Below are 20,051 nucleotides of genomic sequence, written 5' to 3' on the forward strand. Positions count from 1 at the left end.
TATCGTGAAGGCTGAGCTGTGATGGGGAAGCTCCTTATGGAGCGAAGTCTTTGATTCCCCGCTGCCAAGAAAAGCTTCTAGCGAGATAAAAGGTGCCTGTACCGCAAACCGACACAGGTAGGCGAGGAGAGAATCCTAAGGTGTGCGAGAGAACTCTGGTTAAGGAACTCGGCAAAATGACCCCGTAACTTCGGGAGAAGGGGTGCTTTCTTAACGGAAAGCCGCAGTGAATAGGCCCAAGCGACTGTTTAGCAAAAACACAGGTCTCTGCGAAGCCGTAAGGCGAAGTATAGGGGCTGACACCTGCCCGGTGCTGGAAGGTTAAGGAGAGGGGTTAGCGTAAGCGAAGCTCTGAACTGAAGCCCCAGTAAACGGCGGCCGTAACTATAACGGTCCTAAGGTAGCGAAATTCCTTGTCGGGTAAGTTCCGACCCGCACGAAAGGTGTAACGATTTGGGCACTGTCTCAACCAGAGACTCGGTGAAATTATAGTACCTGTGAAGATGCAGGTTACCCGCGACAGGACGGAAAGACCCCGTGGAGCTTTACTGTAGCCTGATATTGAATTTTGGTACAGTTTGTACAGGATAGGCGGGAGCCATTGAAACCGGAGCGCTAGCTTCGGTGGAGGCGCTGGTGGGATACCGCCCTGACTGTATTGAAATTCTAACCTACGGGTCTTATCGACCCGGGAGACAGTGTCAGGTGGGCAGTTTGACTGGGGCGGTCGCCTCCTAAAGTGTAACGGAGGCGCCCAAAGGTTCCCTCAGAATGGTTGGAAATCATTCGTAGAGTGCAAAGGCATAAGGGAGCTTGACTGCGAGACCTACAAGTCGAGCAGGGACGAAAGTCGGGCTTAGTGATCCGGTGGTTCCGCATGGAAGGGCCATCGCTCAACGGATAAAAGCTACCCCGGGGATAACAGGCTTATCTCCCCCAAGAGTCCACATCGACGGGGAGGTTTGGCACCTCGATGTCGGCTCATCGCATCCTGGGGCTGTAGTCGGTCCCAAGGGTTGGGCTGTTCGCCCATTAAAGCGGTACGCGAGCTGGGTTCAGAACGTCGTGAGACAGTTCGGTCCCTATCCGTCGTGGGCGCAGGAAATTTGAGAGGAGCTGTCCTTAGTACGAGAGGACCGGGATGGACGCACCGCTGGTGTACCAGTTGTTCTGCCAAGGGCATAGCTGGGTAGCTATGTGCGGAAGGGATAAGTGCTGAAAGCATCTAAGCATGAAGCCCCCCTCAAGATGAGATTTCCCATAGCGTAAGCTAGTAAGATCCCTGAAAGATGATCAGGTTGATAGGTTCGAGGTGGAAGCATGGTGACATGTGGAGCTGACGAATACTAATAGATCGAGGACTTAACCATATAATATGAAGCGAATGTTATCTAGTTTTGAAGGAATATACCTTCATAGTTTGGTGATGATGGCAGAGAGGTCACACCCGTTCCCATACCGAACACGGAAGTTAAGCTCTCTAGCGCCGATGGTAGTTGGGACCTTGTCCCTGTGAGAGTAGGACGTCGCCAAGCAAGATAAAAACACAAGTCTTTTGACTTGTGTTTTTTTGTTTTTAAACAGTACATGAAAGAAGTAAAGGGAATACATAAGTAATACAAACACGTTGCCCAAGAATAAATCATATTATATAAGAAGTTGATGTATATTTTTCAGAAATTTGTTAAGGAATAGAGGTATATAATATGTTTATTTAAAAAGGGAGGAAAGATTATGAAATTACCAAGTGAAATTTGCATCGTTTGTGAGACAAAAAGAGGGGAAGGAATATATGTATATAATAATTTAATATGTTACGAGTGCGAAAGAAATCTGGTGAATACTGAGACAAATGACCCGAAGTATATACATTATTTAAAACAACTGCGAAAATTGGAAGTATCATATTTTTAAATAGGCATTATGCCTATTATTTTTTTTGCCCTAATATCTGTATAATAGATACAGAATGAATAATAAGGAAGAGATATATATGAATCAAAATCGTATGCCTTTATATGAGGCGCTAATGGAATTTAAAGAAAGGCGACTACTATCTTTTCATGTTCCGGGTCATAAGAATGGTTTAAACTTCCCTCAGAAAGCTTCAGGGGGGTTTAAGGACATATTATCAATTGATGTAACAGAGTTAACAGGATTAGATGATTTACATAGCCCGTTTCAATGTATAGATGAAGCACAGCAATTATTAGCTGAAGTATATGGCGTGCACAAAAGTTATTTTTTAATTAATGGTTCAACAGTTGGAAATTTAGCAATGATTTTGTCTTGCTGCGGCGAACATGATATTGTCCTCGTACAAAGAAATTGTCATAAATCGATCATTAATGGTTTGAAATTAGCAGGGGCTAATCCGGTCTTTTTAAATCCATGGATTGATGAAGTACATAACGTACCAGTAGGTGTTCATGATGAAATTATTAAGGAGGCAATTACAAAGTATCCAAATGCAAAAGCACTTATTTTAACACATCCTAATTACTATGGTATGGGAATTGATTTAGAGGCAAGTATCGCTTACGCACATGCACATAAAATTCCTGTTCTAGTAGATGAAGCCCATGGGGCACATTTTTGTATAGGGGACCCCTTCCCGAAGTCAGCATTAGTTTATGGTGCGGATATTGTGGTTCATTCCGCACATAAAACATTACCTGCGATGACAATGGGATCTTATTTACATATAAATAGCCGTTTGGTGAGCGAAGAAAAAGTTTCCTCCTATTTAAGTATGCTACAATCTAGTAGCCCATCGTATCCAATTATGGCTTCTCTTGATATAGCACGTTTTGCAATAGCAGTTATAAAGGAAGAGGGTCATGATGAAATCGTTGAGTTTTTACGCCGATTTAAAGAAGGATTGCGATCTATCCCACAAATAGCCATTTTGCAATATCCATCGCAAGATGAATTAAAAGTTACGGTGGAAACTCGCTGTCAGTTATCGGGGTATGAATTACAGTCTGTATTTGAAAAAGTCGGTATATATACGGAAATGGCAGATCCATATAACGTCCTATTTATATTACCGTTACAAGTAAATGAGGGGTATATGAAAGCTATAGAGATCATTCGATTAGCTATGCAGCAATATAAGGTAAAAGACAAGCCAGCATCAATTCGTTATACTTATAAAGGGGAGATTTCCCCTTTACCGTATACGTATAAACAATTAGAGAGATACGAAACGAAGTTAGTGTCTATAGAAGAAGCCGTTGGTATGATAGCTGCAGAAATGGTGATTCCGTATCCACCTGGAATTCCATTGATCATGTATGGAGAGAGAATTACTCAAGAACATACAAAGCAAATTACTCATTTAGAGAAAACAGGGGCTCGTTTTCAAGGTAGTACGAAATATATGAACGTGTATGATATAGAAAGTAGGTTTTAGGATGAAGGGATTATTTGTAACAATTGAAGGGCCAGAAGGTTCGGGTAAAACAACATTAATTAAAAGTTTATTACCATATTTTGAGCAAAAGGAACAAAAGGTAATGGCGACCAGAGAACCGGGTGGTATTGCAATTTCTGAAGATATTAGAACAATTTTACATAAACAAGAGTATACGATGATGGAAGCACGTACAGAGGCGCTCTTATATGCTGCTGCACGTAGACAACATTTAGTGGAAAAAGTTATGCCAGCACTTGAGGAAAACTATCTTGTACTATGTGATCGTTTTATAGATAGCTCTTTAGCATATCAAGGATATGCAAGAGGCTTAGGTATGGATAAAGTATTTGAAATTAATCGTTTCGCAACGGAAGATTGTATGCCTAGTTTAACAATCTATTTAGATATTGAGCCAGAGGTAGGTTTAGCACGAATTGGAAAAGATGCAGGACGTGAAGTAAATCGACTAGATATGGAAGATATCTCTTTCCATAAACGTGTGCGTGAAGGGTATTTACAAGTTGTAGAGCGTTTCTCTAATCGCATTGTATTAGTAAATGCTGATCAACCAATGAAAAAACTTATAGAAGAAGTTGTTCAGATTATAGAAGATAAATTGTTATAATAGAAGGAAAGAATGAAATAAGTGAGGTATGCAGTATGATAAATACGTGGGAGCAGCTTTCTGCTATACAGCCCATCGGTGTCAAAATGTTGATGAATAGCATTGCAAAAGAGCGTATATCCCACGCTTACTTGTTAGAGGGAGGGAAAGGGACTGGGAAGTTCGCCACAGCAATTCAAATGGCAAAAAGTTTTCTCTGTTCACAAAGAAATGGTGTAGAGCCTTGTCATGTATGTACGAATTGTCGCCGAATTGATTCAGGTAACTACCCAAACTTACATATTGTAAAACCAGATGGATTATCTATTAAAAAACAGCAAATTCATGATTTACAAGAAGAGTTTTCAAAAACAGGATTAGAAGCAAATAAAAAAGTATATATTATTGAGCATGCAGATCGTATGACAGCAAATGCAGCGAATACGCTTTTAAAGTTTTTAGAAGAACCAAGTAGTGATACAACAGCTATTTTACTTACTGAACAAAGTCATCAGATTTTAAATACAATCTTATCTCGTTGTCAAGTTGTTACGTTTAGGCCGTTGCCTACAGAATCTTTAATTAAGAGGTTAGAGGAAGAAGGTATTACAGTTTCTTTATCTACACTTGCTGCGCAGCTTACAAATAGTTTTGAAGAAGCTTTATTAATGTGTAATGATGAATGGTTTGCACAAGCGAGAGCTTTAGTGATAAAATTATGTGAAGCGCTCGAAAAAGATAAGGCCTCTATTTTTTTTGTACAAGAAAAATGGGGGAAGCACTTTGGAGAGAAAGAACAATTACAGCAAGGCTTAGATATGTTACTCCTTATTTATAAGGATTTATTATATGTTCAACTTGGAGAAGAAGATCGTCTTGTTTTTCATGAGCAGAAAGAGATGTTTGAATCCTTTTCTTATGCTCAGAAGCGCATTGTATCAGCTCTCTTTAATATATTAGAGGCAAAAAATAGAATCAACGCTAATGTAAATGCGCAGCTTGTGTTCGAACAGTTAGTGTTGCGGTTGCAGGAGGGATGACCGTTTTGTATGATGTAGTAGGTGTTCGCTTTAAGAAGGCCGGAAAGGTATATTACTTTGATCCAAATCAGTTCGATATCTCAGAAAATGAGTTTGTAATTGTAGAAACGGTAAGAGGTATTGAGTACGGAAAAGTAGTTATTACCAAAAAGCAAGTTGATGAAAATGACGTTGTATTACCGCTAAAAAAAGTTATTCGTATTGCAAATGAAAATGATCGTACCATTGTTGAAGAGAATAGGCATGCTGCGAAAGAAGCATATCAAGTTTGTCAACAAAAGGTAGGAGAACATAATCTTGATATGAAGCTTGTAGATGTAGAGTATACGTTCGATCGTAATAAGATTATTTTTTACTTTACTGCGGATGGTCGGATTGATTTCCGGGAACTAGTGAAAGACTTAGCGGCAATTTTTAGGACAAGAATTGAGCTGAGACAGATCGGCGTTCGTGACGAAGCAAAAATGCTTGGTGGTATTGGTCCATGTGGTCGTATGCTTTGTTGTTCTACTTTTTTAGGAGATTTTGAACCTGTATCCATTAAAATGGCAAAGGATCAAAATTTATCATTAAATCCTGCAAAAATCTCTGGTTTATGTGGTCGCTTAATGTGTTGCTTAAAATATGAGAATGATGAATATGAGGCAGCAAAGGAACAACTTCCTGATTTAGATCAACGTATACAAACACCGCACGGTACTGGCCGTGTTATCGGATTAAATATTTTAGAAAGATTAATTCAAGTGGAACTAGTAGACAAGGAACGGATAGTAGAATATACGTTAGATGAATTAATGAATAAAGGGGTCGTTTCGAGTCAAACCACAGATTAATGAGGTGGGTGCTTGTGGAGAAAAAAGATATTTTTGCATCGGTTTCTAGTATGGAAGAGCAAATTGGACATTTATACAAACAGTTGGGAGAATTAAAACAACATCTTGCAGAATTATTGGAAGAAAACCAACATATAAAAATGGAAAATGAAAATTTGCGACATCGTTTTGAAGAAGTGCAGAACAAGGAAAAACAAAAAACTCAAAAACGCAAAGAAATGAAGGCGAAGACAGATATTGGTGAAGGCTACGATAATCTAGCGAGACTATATCAAGAAGGTTTTCATATTTGCAATCTACATTATGGAAGTGTACGTAAAGAGGGAGATTGTTTATTCTGTCTGTCATTTTTAAATAAAAAGTGAGATTACCTTTCCAATATAATTGGAAAGGTAATTTTTTATACATGAGAGTAGAATGAAATTTATTTTTACATTAATAGAAGATGAAATAGGGTAGGTTAAGTGTAAGAAAGGGAGCAATATATGAATTTATATGAAGATGAGCGTTTAGATTACTTATTAGCGCAAGATATGAAGATTGTACAAAGTCCATCAGTATTTAATTTTTCTTTGGATGCTGTTTTACTTGCAGATTTTGCTTGGGTGCCAATTCAAAAAGGTAATTTACTTGATTTGTGTACAGGTAACGCAGTTATCCCTCTTTTATTAAGTACAAGGACAAAAGGGAAAATTACAGGTGTAGAAATTCAAGAGCGCTTATATGATATGGGAATAAGAAGCGTTCAATACAATAATTTAGAAGAAAGAATTCATTTAATCCATGGAGATTTGAAAGATATGCCGGAGAAACTTGGACGTCATCAATATGATGTTATAACATGTAATCCTCCTTATTTTCAAACACCACAAACTTCTGAGAAGAATATGAATGAACATTTAGCGATAGCTCGTCATGAAATTATGTGCACACTAGAAGATGTTGTATACGCAAGTAGCCAGCTAGTGAAACAGGGTGGGAAAGTAGCATTTGTACATCGTCCAGGTCGTTTACTCGACATCGTCACATTAATGCGTAAATACAAAATTGAACCGAAACGTGTGCGATTTGTTTATCCTAAGGCTGGTAAAGAAGCGAATACATTGTTAATTGAAGGAATTAAGGATGGGAATGCAGATTTAAAAATCTTACCACCTCTTTTTGTATATGAAGAAAACAATGAATATACAAAGGAGCTTCGTTCAATTTTATATGGAGAAGAATAAGCATTGTTTTTATGTGGTGGAGTGTTCTGATGGAAGTTATTATGCTGGATACACGAATCATATAGAAAAACGGATTCAGACCCATAATAGTGGAAAAGGTGCTAGATATACACGCGCTAGACTTCCAGTTGTTTTAAAATATGTAGAGGATCACGAGGATAAACGAACGGCTATGCAAGCTGAGTATCACTTTAAGCAGTTAACGAGGAAAAAAAAAGAAGAATATATGCAAAAAGGAGAACGCTATGTGGCAGCAAAAAAGCTTTCAGCAAAATGAAAAGGGAGTTTTATATTTAGTACCGACTCCAATCGGAAATTTAGAGGATATGACATTTCGTGCAATCCGAATTTTAAAAGAGGCAGACATTATTGCAGCGGAAGATACAAGGCAAACGAAGAAACTTTGTAATTACTTTGAAATTGAAACACCAGTTATGAGCTATCATGAGCATAATAAAGGAGTAAGTGGACGGAAAATTTTAGATAAGTTAGAAGAAGGTAAGACTGTAGCCATTGTGAGCGATGCTGGTATGCCATGTATTTCAGATCCTGGTTATGATATCGTTGTAGAGGCTGTAGCAGAACAATATCATGTTATCCCGCTTCCTGGAGCAAATGCAGCCCTTACAGCATTGATTGCATCAGGACTTGAGACAAAACATTTTTATTTCTATGGTTTCCTGCAAAGAAATAAAAAGGGACGTAAGCTTGAATTAGAAAAACTACGCTATATTCCAACTACAATGATGTTTTATGAGGCGCCACATCGTTTAGATGACACTTTAATCTCTATGCAAGAAGTATTAGGAAATAGGGAAATCGTATTATGTCGTGAGCTAACGAAAAAATTTGAAGAGTTTATTCGTGGAACAATTGAAGAGGCGATTGAGTGGACGAAGCAAAATGAAGTTCGTGGTGAGTTTTGTATTTTAGTAGCAGGTTCAACAGAAGAACCTACTCAAGAAGAACAATGGTGGGAAGTTATTTCAGTATATAATCATATTGAACATTATATAAATGAAAAAGGTATGAATTCAAAAGAAGCGATTAAAACAGTCGCTAAAGACCGAGATTTGTCGAAACGTGATGTATATCAAATCTATCATGTTGATAAAAAATAAGCTTCTCATAATTGAGAAGCTTACTTTGCTGTTTCGATATAATCTTGAAGTTCGTTTAAGACTTGTTCAGCGCCTTCTTTGCTTAAGATAATTTTACCTTCAGCTAAAGATAGGTTACCATCAGATACTTCACCAGTTACTTGGCAAGTCATGTTTGGTTTATATTTCTTTAAGATGATTTTTTCTTCATCAACGTAGATTTCAAGAGCGTCCTTTTCTGCAATACCTAAAGTGCGGCGTAATTCGATTGGAATTACTACACGACCTAATTCATCAACTTTACGAACGATACCAGTAGATTTCATAATTCTTTTCCTCCTAAATAAATAGTTTATAAGTTTCGAGTCTATTTTTTGATTCGTCATTTTTCGACAAAATACCCTATGGACATATGATACCAATCATTTACATTTCCGTCAATTCTTAAATTCTATATTTTTAAAAAAGATTTATAGATTTTTATACTTCTTATATATGATAGAATGTAAGTCATTTCTACAATTGTTTGTATTATTTTTTTGTAATGTTTATACTTTTCGGGAAATATATTGTATATTTTTTTGAATATGAGTAATAGATGATAAAGATATCGAGCATTAACTCGTTTTTATCCCGCTATTTGCGAGCAGTAAGACTCCCACTTCAAAATTTAGCCGGAGCAAAGAAGTTAAGTGGGAGTCGGGCTGCTCGTAAAAGCCCGATTGGTGTGGGCTAATAATCCATGGGAGATGAACCCTCCCCACGGATTAAAGTTTCACTTTATATATGAGTTTTTGATATACTGTTTATAAATACATATGAGGTTATTCGGGAGGTCCAAAACGATGAAAGAGGAAAATAAGTCCTTTTATATTACTACCCCAATTTATTATCCAAGTGGAAAGTTACACATTGGACATGCTTATACGACGGTAGCAGGAGATGCGATGGCACGATATAAGCGTATGCAAGGATACAATGTTCATTATTTAACAGGAACTGATGAGCATGGACAGAAGATCCAAAAGAAAGCAGAAGAACTAAATGTTACACCACAGGCATATGTGGATAACATTGTATCAGGGATTAAAGAACTTTGGGAGAAGATGGATATCTCTTATGATGATTTTATTCGTACAACTGAAGATCGTCATAAAGATGTTGTTGAGAAAATCTTCAAGCAGCTAGTAGATCAAGGCGATATTTATCTTGATGAATATGAAGGTTGGTATTCTGTACAAGATGAAACATTCTATACAGCGCATCAATTAGTAGATCCAATTATGGAAGGTGACAAAGTAGTTGGTGGAAAAAGCCCAGATAGTGGTCACGCTGTAGAACTTGTTCGCGAAGAGTCTTATTTCTTTAGAATGGGTAAATATGTAGACCGACTATTAAAGTTCTATGAAGATAACCCACATTTCATTCAGCCGGAGTCCCGTAAAAATGAAATGATTAATAACTTCATTAAACCAGGATTAGAAGATTTAGCTGTTTCTCGTACTTCATTTGACTGGGGAGTTCGTGTTCCAGGTAACCCAAAACACGTTATTTACGTATGGGTAGATGCGTTGTCTAATTACATTACTGCATTAGGATATGGAACAGAAAATGAAGAGAAGTATAAAAAATTCTGGCCAGCAGATGTCCATTTAGTTGGGAAAGAAATCGTTCGTTTCCACACAATTTATTGGCCAATTATTTTAATGGCTTTAGATTTACCACTTCCGAAGAAAGTCTTTGCTCATGGCTGGATTTTAATGAAGGATGGAAAAATGAGTAAGTCAAAAGGAAACGTAGTAGATCCAGTTACATTAATTGATCGTTACGGATTAGATGCATTGCGTTACTACTTACTTCGCGAAGTTCCATTTGGATCGGATGGAGTATTCACACCAGAAGGATTTGTTGAACGAATCAACTTTGATTTAGCGAATGATTTAGGTAACTTATTAAATCGTACAGTAGCTATGATTGATAAATACTTTAACGGGGAAATCCCTGCATTTAAAGCAAATGTAACTGAGTTCGATGAAACGTTAGTGACATTTGCCAAAGATACATTGAAAAAAGTAGAAGAGGCAATGGAGAATATGGAATTCTCTGTAGCGCTAAGTTCCATTTGGCAATTAGTTAGCCGTACGAACAAATATATTGATGAAACGCAGCCGTGGGTATTAGCGAAGGATGAGAATGATCGCGAAAAACTTGCGTCTGTAATGGCCCACTTAGCTGAGGTACTTCGTCAAACAGGTATTATGCTTATGCCATTCCTAACAGTAGCACCAAGTAAGATGTTTGCTCAACTTGGACTTACTGAAGAGGCGCATAAATCTTGGGAAAGCCTATCTACAATTGGATGTATTCCAGCTGGAACAAAAGTAGAAAAAGGAAACCCAATCTTCCCTCGTTTGGAAATGGAAGTAGAAGTGGGGTATATTAAAGAACAAATGCAAGGTTCTGCTCCTAAAGTAGAAGAGAAAAAAACAGAAGAACCAAAGGCAGAAGAAATTACAATTGATGATTTCTTTAAAGTAGAATTGCGAGTAGCTGAAGTAATATCCGCTGAACCTGTGAAAAAAGCAGATAAGTTGTTAAAAATTCAGCTTGATTTAGGTACAGAGAAGCGCCAAGTGGTTTCTGGGATTGCTAAATTCTATTCCCCAGAAGAACTAAAAGGTAAAAAGGTTATTTGTGTAACGAATTTAAAACCTGTAAAATTACGTGGTGAATTATCACAAGGTATGATTTTAGCAGGTGAAGAGAATGGCGTATTGTCATTAGCATCAATTGACCATAATTTACCAAATGGTACAAAAATCAAGTAATTGAGACAAGAAAAGAGATGTTTCACGTGTAACATTGGTGAAGCGTCTTTTTTCTTTTTACATTCCGTTTTTTGCATTAAAATTGAAGTATTGTTATCGTTAAGTTAGAAAGAGTGTAGTTTTTCTATGAGAGAATTGATTTCAATATAAAAGGAGTTATTTATTATGTTGTTTGATACACATTCACATTTAAATGCAGAGCAATTTGAAGAAGATTTACAAGAAGTTATCGCTAGAATGAAAGAAGCGGGAGTTACATATACAGTTGTTGTTGGATTTGATGAAGTAACGATAAAGAAAGCAATTGAATTGGCAGAGGCTTATGATTTTATTTACGCTGCAGTTGGATGGCATCCTGTTGATGCAATCGATATGAAAGAAGAACATTTAGCTTGGTTAGAAGAATTAGCGGCTCATCCTAAAGTAGTTGCAATTGGAGAAATGGGATTAGATTATCACTGGGATAAGTCTCCAAAAGAAGTACAGAAGGAAGTATTCCGTAAACAAATTGCATTAGCGAAAAAGGTGAAATTACCGATTATTATACATAACCGCGATGCAACTCAAGATATTGTTGATATCCTAGAGGAAGAGAATGCAGCTGAAGTAGGGGGCATTATGCATTGCTTTAGCGGTAGTGTAGAAGTAGCGCAGCGATGTGTCGATATGAACTTTTTAATTTCATTAGGTGGTCCAGTAACATTTAAAAATGCCAAGAAACCGAAAGAAGTTGCTATGGAGATTCCGTTAGAAAAATTATTGATAGAGACAGATTGCCCGTATTTAACACCCCACCCATTTCGAGGGAAACGAAATGAACCTAGTTATGTAAAACTGGTAGCAGAAGAAATTGCGAATTTAAAAGGAATTTCTTATGACGAAGTAGCACAAGTAACAACAAAGAATGCCAAATCCTTATTTGGTGTTGAATAAAAAAGAATGGGGAGTCCCATTCTTTTTTTATTTTTTGAGAAGAGAGATAGTAGAAGTGATAAGAACCAACTATTTACTCATAACATAAGTGTAGAAATATTGCGGATAAATTAAGATGGAGATAGAAGTGTTACAATAAGGATAGTGAACAAAGATTTTTCTCTTCTACTTTTTAAAATGTACGATTGGGAAAATAATAATGGAAAAGTCGTCATTTTTTTGTTTTACTAAGTAGAGATGAAAAGAGTGTGGAGGCAAGCATGAAAATTAAAGAGATTATCGTTGTAGAAGGTAAAGATGATACAGTTGCGATTAAACGTGCTGTTGATGCGGATACAATCGAAACGAACGGTTCAGCAATCGGTGATCACGTTATTGAGCAAGTTAAATTAGCGCAGCAAAAACGAGGCGTTATTATTTTCACAGATCCGGATTATCCTGGAGAGCGTATTCGAAAAATTATTTCTGACAAGGTTCCTGGATGTAAGCATGCTTTTTTAACGAAGGAAGAAGCACTTGCTAAAAGGAAAAAAGGTGTTGGAATCGAACATGCTTCTAATGAGTCGATTCGCCGTGCTTTAGAGAATATACATGAAGAAATGGAAGCTTACACAAGTGAAATTAGTTGGAGTGATCTAGTCGATGCGGGCTTAGTGGGCGGAGAAATGGCAAAGAGTCGCAGAGAAAGAGTGGGTAAGCTATTAAAGATTGGTTATACAAACGCAAAACAGTTACATAAACGTTTACAAATGTTTCAGGTTTCAAAGGAATCATTTGCAGAAGCTTATAAGCAAGTAATACAGGAGGAAAAAAAATGAAGGATATCGCAACACCAAATCGTACGAAAGACATTGTTGAAAAGTATGGATTTTCATTCAAAAAAAGTTTAGGACAAAATTTTTTAATTGATACGAATGTATTAAATCGTATCGTTGATCACGCAGAAATCGGTTCAGAAAGTGGCGCAATTGAAATTGGACCAGGTATCGGTGCGTTAACCGAGCAATTGGCGAAGCGTGCTAAAAAAGTAGTGGCTTTTGAAATTGATCAGAGGTTATTACCAATTTTAGACGAGACGTTAGCTCCATATAGCAACGTTACAGTTATAAATAAAGATGTACTAAAAGCAGATGTACATGAAGTGTTTAGTGAGCAATTTGAAGAAGGACAAGATGTAATGGTAGTAGCTAACTTACCATACTATATTACAACGCCAATTTTATTTAAATTGCTTGAAGAAAAATTACCGGTTCGTGGATTTGTTGTTATGATGCAAAAAGAAGTTGGGGATCGTTTAGCTGCTAAACCAGGAACGAAAGAGTATGGTTCTTTATCAATTGCCATTCAGTATTATACAGAGGTAGAAACAGTTATGACTGTACCGCGTACAGTGTTTGTGCCACAACCAAATGTTGATTCTGCGATTATCCGTCTTCTAAAGCGTCCTAAACCAGTTGTAGAAGTGACAGATGAAACTTTCTTCTTTGAAGTAGTACGAGCAAGTTTCGCACAGCGTCGTAAAACTTTAATGAATAATTTATCAAATAATTTAAATGGTTTCCCGAAAGATAAAGAGCTGTTGGATCGAATTTTGACAGAAGTAGGAATTGATCCGAAGCGAAGAGGCGAAACGCTATCTATCGAAGAGTTTGCAACATTAAGTAATGCATTAATTCTTCATAAATTGTCATAAGAATATGAAAGGGACAGTTCAACTTGAGCTGTCCCTTTTGTCACCTTTCCTTTCCTAAATTCATACTTTAAAAACAGGTAAGATGGCCTAACGAGTTTGGAGTTTGGAGGTAGGAGAATGGATTTACATGTTGGAGAATTAGTTGAACGATATTCTCATAATAGGGATATTCTTTTTCGTATTATAGAAATAAAAGGCGATATGGCAATATTATTTGGAGAGGAAATTAGACTTGTGGCGGATGCACCACTTGCAGATTTAGTTAGTATAGATCAACGAGAACATAAAAATAGAGTGAAGCGTGAAAAAGAAACGATGGAGCGTACTTACCGGTTGTTTCAGCAAGATTACGTGTTGATGAAACAAAGACATGAACATAATTCAACTGGTGGATATACAAGTGAAGTGAATTATTTTCAAATGCCAGGACGTGTATTGCATATAGATGGAGATCCTTTATATTTGCGCAAGTGCTTAGATTTATATAATAAAATAGGCGTTCCTGTTCAAGGTATTCATTGTAAGGAAACGGAGATGCATGAAAAGGTAGTAGACTTAATAGATCATTTTCGCCCAGACATTTTAGTTATTACAGGACATGATGCATATACAAAGTCAAAAGGAGTTATGGGAGATTTAGCAGCATATAGACATTCTAGACATTTTGTACAGGCCGTTCGAGAAGTGCGGAAAAAGTATCCATCGTTAGATCAACTCGTTATTTTTGCTGGGGCTTGTCAATCACACTTTGAGGCGTTGATTCGGGCAGGTGCTAATTTTGCTAGTTCACCGTCTAGAATTAATATTCATGCTCTAGATCCTGTATATGTAGTTGGCAAAATTAGTTTCACTTCATTTATGGAAAGAGTAAATGTATGGGACGTTGTGCGTAATACAATTACTGGCGAAAAGGGACTAGGCGGAATTGAAACAAGAGGGATTTTACGAACAGGATTGCCCTTTCAACATTATGACGAATGAGCAAGGTACATACGTATCTTGCTTTTTTATGTGGAAATGATTTAAATGAGTCTGGATAAAAAGCGGCAAGAACGTGCAGACTATACAATGATACTTTTAGAATATAGTATTTCTTCTATCTATTTGAACGCATGATGCTTTTATAATGATATTGTCTGTGAATTGCGGTTAATAATTGGGATAGATATATCGTGTTTTAAGTGTTCAATCTAAATTACAGCGAGGTGTAGCAAAGTATATGTCAAAACGTTTAGATGAAATTAAAAGCGAATTAGATCACCATCTTGGACAGCGACTTATGTTAAAGGCAAATAGTGGGAGAAGAAAAACTGTGGAGCAATCAGGTGTACTTGCAGAAACGTATCGTTCTGTGTTTGTTGTACAATTAGACCAGCAAGAAGATGCATTGCAACGTGTATCTTATAGTTATGCAGATGTTTTAACAGAGACAGTAGAGCTAACATTTTACGATGAATCTCAAAATGAAGTATTTTATAATTAATGTATTTTTTGTTACATATATTCCCATAAATGAAAAGCTATATTATTTTGCATACTAATTATACCGTAGCAAAATAAGGAGGGACTCTGCATTGAGTAGACGAAGAGGAGTCATGTCAAATCAATTTAAAGAAGAGCTTGCAAAAGAGCTTGGCTTTTATGATGTTGTTCAGAAAGAAGGATGGGGCGGAATTCGTGCGAAAGATGCTGGTAATATGGTGAAACGTGCTATAGAAATTGCAGAACAGCAATTAATGAAACGAAACCAGTAGTTGTAAGATACTTTCTATGCTACGGTAGCCGAGGAGAGATTCCTCGGCTTTTTGCACGCTAAAAGGTGGCATCATTTGACATAAGTAGTTTCATTCTGAATGCTTTTCGATATAATTAGGGAAGTGTCATCGTCTTACTATAAATTTATGGTAAAATAAACGATAAAAGATTGAGTACATAGAGTGGGTGAATAGATTGAAGCTACTAGTGAAAGCACCAGCAAAGATTAATCTGTCGTTAGATGTACTGGGAAAAAGACAAGATGGATATCATGAAGTGAAAATGATTATGACAACAATCGACTTGGCAGATCGTTTAGAGCTAACGGAATTAGCAGAAGACCGTATTGAAATTTTGTCCCATAATCGGTATGTCCCAGACGACCAACGCAATTTAGCTTATCAAGCAGCGAAATTATTAAAAGTGAAGTTTAATGTAAAAAAAGGTGTGTCTATTACTATTGAAAAAACGATTCCAGTAGCCGCTGGATTAGCAGGTGGAAGTAGTGATGCAGCAGCGACATTACGTGGCCTTAATAAGTTATGGAATTTAGGGCTAACAATCGATGAATTAGCAAAGCTTGGCGCAGAAATTGGATCAGATGTATCGTTCTGTGTATATGGTGGAACTGCTATTGCCACTGGAAGAGGAGAAGAAATTGAACATATAAAGACTCCGCCTTCTTGTTGGGTTGTTTTAGCAAAGCCCCACATTGGTGTATCTACTGCTGACGTGTACGGAAATTTAAAATTAAATCGTGTTACTCATCCAAATGTAGATAAAATGGTTGAAGTCATTAACCATGGCGATTATAAAGGAATTTGTGATACTGTTGGTAACGTTTTAGAAGATGTGACGTTTGCGATGCATCCCGAGGTTGCACGTATTAAATCACAGATGAAACGCTTTGGGGCAGATGCCGTATTAATGAGTGGAAGTGGCCCAACTGTATTTGGTCTTGTACACCATGATTCGCGAATGCACCGCATATATAACGGGTTAAAAGGATTTTGCGAGCAAGTATATGCAGTGCGTTTATTAGGAGAGCGAGAAACGCTTGAATAAAGACGTATAATACGTTATGATTTGTTTAGAATATTCGTGATTTGAGGTGAGAGTATGAAAATTAGACGAAGTACAAGATTGGTCGATCTGACGTATTACTTGTTACAAAATCCTCGTCAGCTAGTTTCTCTCACTTTTTTTGCTGAAAGGTATCAATCGGCTAAATCTTCCATTAGTGAAGATTTAGTTATTATTAAGCAAACGTTTGAACAACAAGGTGTCGGCACATTGCAAACGGTACCAGGAGCAGCAGGAGGAGTGAAATATATTCCTTATATAAGTGAAGAAGAGGCAAATCTGATTATTAACGAGCTTTGTAGCTTATTTGAAAACCCAGACCGTATTTTGCCTGGCGGTTACTTATATATGACGGATCTTTTAAGTAATCCTCGCCAGATTAATGGCGCAGGTCGTTTATTTGCTTCTGTTTTTGCTAGGCAACCAATTGATGCGGTTATGACGGTAGCGACAAAAGGAATTCCGCTTGCTTATGCAGTAGCGAACTACTTAGATGTACCGGTAGTAATTGCGAGAAAAGATAATAAGGTAACAGAAGGACCCACTGTTAGTATTAACTATGTATCAGGTTCCTCTAAGCGAATCCAAACGATGACTTTAGCAAAGCGTAGCCTTCCAGAAGGGTCCAATGTTTTAATTATTGATGACTTTATGAAAGCTGGCGGAACCATTCAAGGTATGATGAGCATGCTAGAAGAGTTTAAAGCTAATGTTGTTGGGATTGGCGTATTAGTAGAGTCTACGGATATTGAAGAAAGACTTATTAATAACTTTGTATCATTAATTCGTCTGTCAGAAGTTGATGTGAAAGAAAAAGCGATTCAAGTGGAAAAGGGGAATTATGCACTTGCACCATTTGATAAAGGGCTTGTAGAGGCTGAGTAAAAAGGTAAAGCAGATAGCTTTACCTTTTTTTATTCCTATTTATAAATTACAAAATAGATGGACAAACTGCCTTTGGTACACTATTTTTAAAGAGTAAAAATAAATAATAAAAGGGTGAAAAGTATGAAAGTTGTTCAAACAAGCAAAGCACCACAGGCAATCGGACCATATTCACAAGGGATTATTGTAAATAATATGTTCTATAGTTCAGGACAAATTCCGTTAACGGCAAGTGGAGAACTTGTAACAGGAGATGTAACAGTACAAACAGAGCAAGTATTTGAAAATTTACAAGCGGTATTAGCAGAAGCAGGTGCTTCATTTGATACAGTGGTAAAAACAACAGTATTCTTGAAGGATATGGATGATTTTAATGCTGTTAATGAAGTATACGGTTCTTATTTCTCTACTCATAAACCAGCGCGTTCTTGTGTACAAGTAGCAAAATTACCGAAAGATGTTTCTGTTGAAATCGAAGTAATTGCCCTAGTTAAGTAACTCTTTGTAAGCGATAACCTCTACTAATCCTTATATTCAACTACAATAAAAATTTTTATCTTAAAAATTTTTAAAAAATTAAAGGGAAAATAGAAAATTTGTGGAATTTATACAAATATATCGCTTATTTAGAAAAGGGTGGTGAACACAAGATGGAAGTGACTGACGTAAGATTACGCCGCGTAAACACAGAAGGCCGCATGAGAGCAATTGCCTCTATTACTCTAGACCATGAATTTGTTGTTCATGATATTCGTGTAATTGATGGTAATAATGGATTATTTGTAGCAATGCCAAGTAAACGTACTCCAGATGGAGAATTCCGTGACATTGCACATCCAATTAATTCTAATACACGCTCTAAAATTCAAGATGCGGTTTTAACAGAGTATCATCGTTTAGGCGAGTTAGAAGAGGTTGAGTTTGAAGAAGCAGGCGCTTCGTAAAATTCGAATGAAAAGGGCTTTTGAAAGAAAGTCTTATAATTTTGTAGCAAACTCCTGTAAGCATTTACAGGAGTTTGTTTTTTTTTGAATAATAAACGTTTCTAATTATAAAAATTCATATTTTGAAAAAATAAAGATGAAAAACTTCTAATTTTTTCAAGATCATTTAAAATAGTATAGCTTATTCCTTAAAAAAGATACTAAAGAGTAAAACATCTTATAAGAATTATGGTAAAATTTAATAGTTATAATGTGTTTCTTGAAATATATGATGATTTAGGATAATATCGTTAATGGATAAATAGGTTGCGATGGAGGGTCTATATGTCAAACAGATTTGCAGTGATTCTAGCTGCAGGTAAAGGCACACGTATGAAGTCCAAGCTATACAAAGTGCTGCATCCTGTATGTGGAAAACCAATGGTACAACATGTAGTCAATGAAGTATCTCAATTAGGATTGCAGAAACTTGTAACAGTCGTTGGATATGGTGCTGAAAAGGTACAAGAACAGCTAGGAAACGTAAGTGAGTTTGCATTACAAGCAGAACAACTTGGTACAGCTCATGCTGTCGATCAAGCTGCAAGTGTACTTGCAAATGAAGAGGGAACAACTTTAGTTATTTGTGGTGATACACCTCTAATAACTGCTGAAACGATGGAAGCATTGCTTCAGCAACACGAAGAAGCGGGAGCAATGGCGACGGTACTAACAGCGTACATAGAAGAGCCTGCTGGATATGGCCGTATCGTTCGTAATGAGAATGGTCATGTTGAAAAGATTGTTGAGCATAAGGATGCAAATGAAAAAGAATTAGCTATTAAAGAAATCAATACAGGTACGTATTGTTTTGATAATAAAGCTTTATTTGCTTCACTTTCTAAAGTTTCAAATGATAATGTACAGGGCGAATATTACCTTCCGGACGTTATTGAAATTTTAAAAAATGAAGGTCATATTGTATCAGCTTATCAAACAGAGCACTTCGATGAAACGTTAGGTGTTAACGACAGAGTCGCTCTATCGCAAGCGGAAATTATTATGAAAAATCGTATCAACCGAAAGAACATGGTAAATGGTGTTACAATTATTGATCCAAGTAACACATACATTTCTGCGGATGCAATTATTGGTAGTGATACAGTTCTTCACCCAGGAACGGTTATTGAGGGGAACACTGTAATTGGTTCTGATTGTGAAATTGGACCGCATACAGTAATTCGCGATAGTGAAATTGGAGACCGTACGGTAATTCGTCAATCTACTGTACATGACAGCAAACTTGGTACAGAAGTATCGGTTGGTCCATTTGCACATATTCGCCCAGATTCAGTTATTGGAGATGAAGTGCGCGTTGGAAACTTTGTAGAAATCAAAAAAACTGTTTTTGGTAATAGAAGTAAAGCTTCACACTTAAGTTATATCGGGGATGCACAAGTTGGAGAAGACGTGAATCTTGGTTGTGGTTCAATTACGGTGAACTACGACGGCAAGAATAAATTTAAAACTGTAATTGGTAACGGGGTATTTATTGGATGTAATTCAAACCTTGTTGCTCCTGTAACAGTTGAAGATGGTGCTTATGTGGCAGCAGGCTCTACAATAACAGAGAATGTTCCGTCAAAAGCATTATCAGTAGCACGTGCACGTCAAGTTAACAAAGAAGACTATGTTGATCAATTGCTGAATAAGAAAAAATCATAATGTGG

Annotated in this window: 22 protein-coding genes and 2 rRNA genes (1 of these 24 only partly in view); 23 read left to right on the top strand and 1 reads right to left on the bottom strand. The window is 36.9% G+C overall.

The features are described 5' to 3' along the window. The 11 genes from JFU23_RS15720 to rsmI form a co-directional block, all read left to right on the top strand. A 23S ribosomal RNA gene (locus tag JFU23_RS15720) occupies positions 1 to 1,370 on the top strand (it extends 1,552 nt beyond the left edge of the window). Between the two features lie 49 nt (positions 1,371 to 1,419). Next, positions 1,420 to 1,535, top strand: a 5S ribosomal RNA gene (gene rrf, locus JFU23_RS15725). Between the two features lie 199 nt (positions 1,536 to 1,734). Next, entirely contained in the window at positions 1,735 to 1,914 is a 180-nt protein-coding gene (locus JFU23_RS15730) for a sigma factor G inhibitor Gin (protein ID WP_002091596.1), read from the top strand. 79 nt (positions 1,915 to 1,993) lie between these two features. After that, entirely contained in the window at positions 1,994 to 3,415 is a 1,422-nt protein-coding gene (locus tag JFU23_RS15735) for an aminotransferase class I/II-fold pyridoxal phosphate-dependent enzyme (RefSeq protein WP_201032238.1), read from the top strand. A gap of 1 nt (position 3,416) precedes the next feature. Further along, the gene (gene tmk, locus JFU23_RS15740) at positions 3,417 to 4,043 is read left to right on the top strand and encodes a dTMP kinase (protein ID WP_002009634.1); all 627 of its coding nucleotides are present in this window, start codon (positions 3,417 to 3,419) and stop codon (positions 4,041 to 4,043) included. A gap of 35 nt (positions 4,044 to 4,078) precedes the next feature. Further along, positions 4,079 to 5,062: a DNA polymerase III subunit delta' gene (gene holB, locus JFU23_RS15745; RefSeq protein ID WP_002009636.1), complete on the top strand. Its 984-nt coding sequence runs from the start codon at positions 4,079 to 4,081 to the stop codon at positions 5,060 to 5,062. 5 nt (positions 5,063 to 5,067) lie between these two features. Further along, positions 5,068 to 5,895: a PSP1 domain-containing protein gene (locus tag JFU23_RS15750; protein WP_002009637.1), complete on the top strand. Its 828-nt coding sequence runs from the start codon at positions 5,068 to 5,070 to the stop codon at positions 5,893 to 5,895. Between the two features lie 14 nt (positions 5,896 to 5,909). Beyond that, positions 5,910 to 6,260: a DNA replication initiation control protein YabA gene (gene yabA / locus JFU23_RS15755; protein WP_002009639.1), complete on the top strand. Its 351-nt coding sequence runs from the start codon at positions 5,910 to 5,912 to the stop codon at positions 6,258 to 6,260. 120 nt (positions 6,261 to 6,380) lie between these two features. After that, positions 6,381 to 7,121: a tRNA1(Val) (adenine(37)-N6)-methyltransferase gene (locus tag JFU23_RS15760; RefSeq protein WP_201032239.1), complete on the top strand. Its 741-nt coding sequence runs from the start codon at positions 6,381 to 6,383 to the stop codon at positions 7,119 to 7,121. Then, complete coding sequence (locus tag JFU23_RS15765; RefSeq protein WP_002130207.1) at positions 7,108 to 7,398, top strand: GIY-YIG nuclease family protein; 291 nt, start codon at positions 7,108 to 7,110, stop codon at positions 7,396 to 7,398. Before JFU23_RS15760 ends, JFU23_RS15765 begins: the two co-directional genes overlap by 14 nt. Continuing rightward, positions 7,367 to 8,242 carry a 16S rRNA (cytidine(1402)-2'-O)-methyltransferase gene (rsmI, locus tag JFU23_RS15770; RefSeq protein ID WP_002138891.1) on the top strand — a complete coding sequence of 292 codons (876 nt, stop codon included), beginning with the start codon at positions 7,367 to 7,369 and terminating at the stop codon, positions 8,240 to 8,242. Before JFU23_RS15765 ends, rsmI begins: the two co-directional genes overlap by 32 nt. Before the next feature lie 20 nt (positions 8,243 to 8,262). Here rsmI and JFU23_RS15775 read toward each other — a convergent pair whose 3' ends face one another. Further along, positions 8,263 to 8,547, bottom strand: coding sequence for a transition state genes transcriptional regulator AbrB (locus JFU23_RS15775; RefSeq protein WP_002063374.1), 285 nt, complete (start codon positions 8,545 to 8,547; stop codon positions 8,263 to 8,265). 519 nt (positions 8,548 to 9,066) lie between these two features. On the opposite strand from JFU23_RS15775, the gene metG reads away from it, so the two are divergent. The 12 genes from metG to glmU all read left to right on the top strand — a co-directional run bounded on the left by metG (position 9,067) and on the right by glmU (position 20,046). Further along, positions 9,067 to 11,049, top strand: a complete 1,983-nt coding sequence (gene metG / locus JFU23_RS15780) for a methionine--tRNA ligase (protein WP_242483503.1) — start codon at positions 9,067 to 9,069, stop codon at positions 11,047 to 11,049. A 165-nt stretch (positions 11,050 to 11,214) separates the two neighbouring features. Next, a complete protein-coding gene (locus JFU23_RS15785; protein ID WP_085308555.1) occupies positions 11,215 to 11,982 on the top strand; it encodes a TatD family hydrolase in 768 nt (255 codons plus the stop codon). 260 nt (positions 11,983 to 12,242) lie between these two features. After that, positions 12,243 to 12,800, top strand: coding sequence for a ribonuclease M5 (rnmV, locus tag JFU23_RS15790; RefSeq protein ID WP_002029323.1), 558 nt, complete (start codon positions 12,243 to 12,245; stop codon positions 12,798 to 12,800). Next, positions 12,797 to 13,675 carry a 16S rRNA (adenine(1518)-N(6)/adenine(1519)-N(6))-dimethyltransferase RsmA gene (gene rsmA, locus JFU23_RS15795; protein WP_002091590.1) on the top strand — a complete coding sequence of 293 codons (879 nt, stop codon included), beginning with the start codon at positions 12,797 to 12,799 and terminating at the stop codon, positions 13,673 to 13,675. Before rnmV ends, rsmA begins: the two co-directional genes overlap by 4 nt. Positions 13,676 to 13,792: 117 nt before the next feature. Further along, the gene (yabG, locus tag JFU23_RS15800) at positions 13,793 to 14,656 is read left to right on the top strand and encodes a sporulation peptidase YabG (RefSeq protein ID WP_002009651.1); all 864 of its coding nucleotides are present in this window, start codon (positions 13,793 to 13,795) and stop codon (positions 14,654 to 14,656) included. Between the two features lie 238 nt (positions 14,657 to 14,894). Next, positions 14,895 to 15,158, top strand: a complete 264-nt coding sequence (gene veg / locus JFU23_RS15805) for a biofilm formation stimulator Veg (protein ID WP_002009653.1) — start codon at positions 14,895 to 14,897, stop codon at positions 15,156 to 15,158. 91 nt (positions 15,159 to 15,249) lie between these two features. Next, a complete protein-coding gene (gene sspF, locus JFU23_RS15810; protein WP_002094215.1) occupies positions 15,250 to 15,429 on the top strand; it encodes an acid-soluble spore protein SspF in 180 nt (59 codons plus the stop codon). Between the two features lie 196 nt (positions 15,430 to 15,625). Then, positions 15,626 to 16,495, top strand: coding sequence for a 4-(cytidine 5'-diphospho)-2-C-methyl-D-erythritol kinase (gene ispE / locus JFU23_RS15815; RefSeq protein ID WP_012260164.1), 870 nt, complete (start codon positions 15,626 to 15,628; stop codon positions 16,493 to 16,495). A gap of 54 nt (positions 16,496 to 16,549) precedes the next feature. After that, positions 16,550 to 17,398, top strand: a complete 849-nt coding sequence (gene purR, locus JFU23_RS15820) for a pur operon repressor (RefSeq protein ID WP_002091587.1) — start codon at positions 16,550 to 16,552, stop codon at positions 17,396 to 17,398. Positions 17,399 to 17,521: 123 nt separating this feature from the next. Then, positions 17,522 to 17,896, top strand: coding sequence for a RidA family protein (locus JFU23_RS15825; RefSeq protein ID WP_000869819.1), 375 nt, complete (start codon positions 17,522 to 17,524; stop codon positions 17,894 to 17,896). 152 nt (positions 17,897 to 18,048) lie between these two features. Next, on the top strand, positions 18,049 to 18,342 hold the full coding sequence (gene spoVG, locus JFU23_RS15830) for a septation regulator SpoVG (RefSeq protein ID WP_000454042.1): 294 nt from the start codon (positions 18,049 to 18,051) through the stop codon (positions 18,340 to 18,342). 324 nt (positions 18,343 to 18,666) lie between these two features. Then, positions 18,667 to 20,046, top strand: coding sequence for a bifunctional UDP-N-acetylglucosamine diphosphorylase/glucosamine-1-phosphate N-acetyltransferase GlmU (glmU, locus tag JFU23_RS15835; RefSeq protein WP_201032241.1), 1,380 nt, complete (start codon positions 18,667 to 18,669; stop codon positions 20,044 to 20,046). The last annotated feature ends 5 nt before the right edge of the window (positions 20,047 to 20,051 follow it).

This window comes from Bacillus sp. TH50, from assembly GCF_016650565.1.
GTDB classification, from domain to species: domain Bacteria; phylum Bacillota; class Bacilli; order Bacillales; family Bacillaceae_G; genus Bacillus_A; species Bacillus_A mycoides.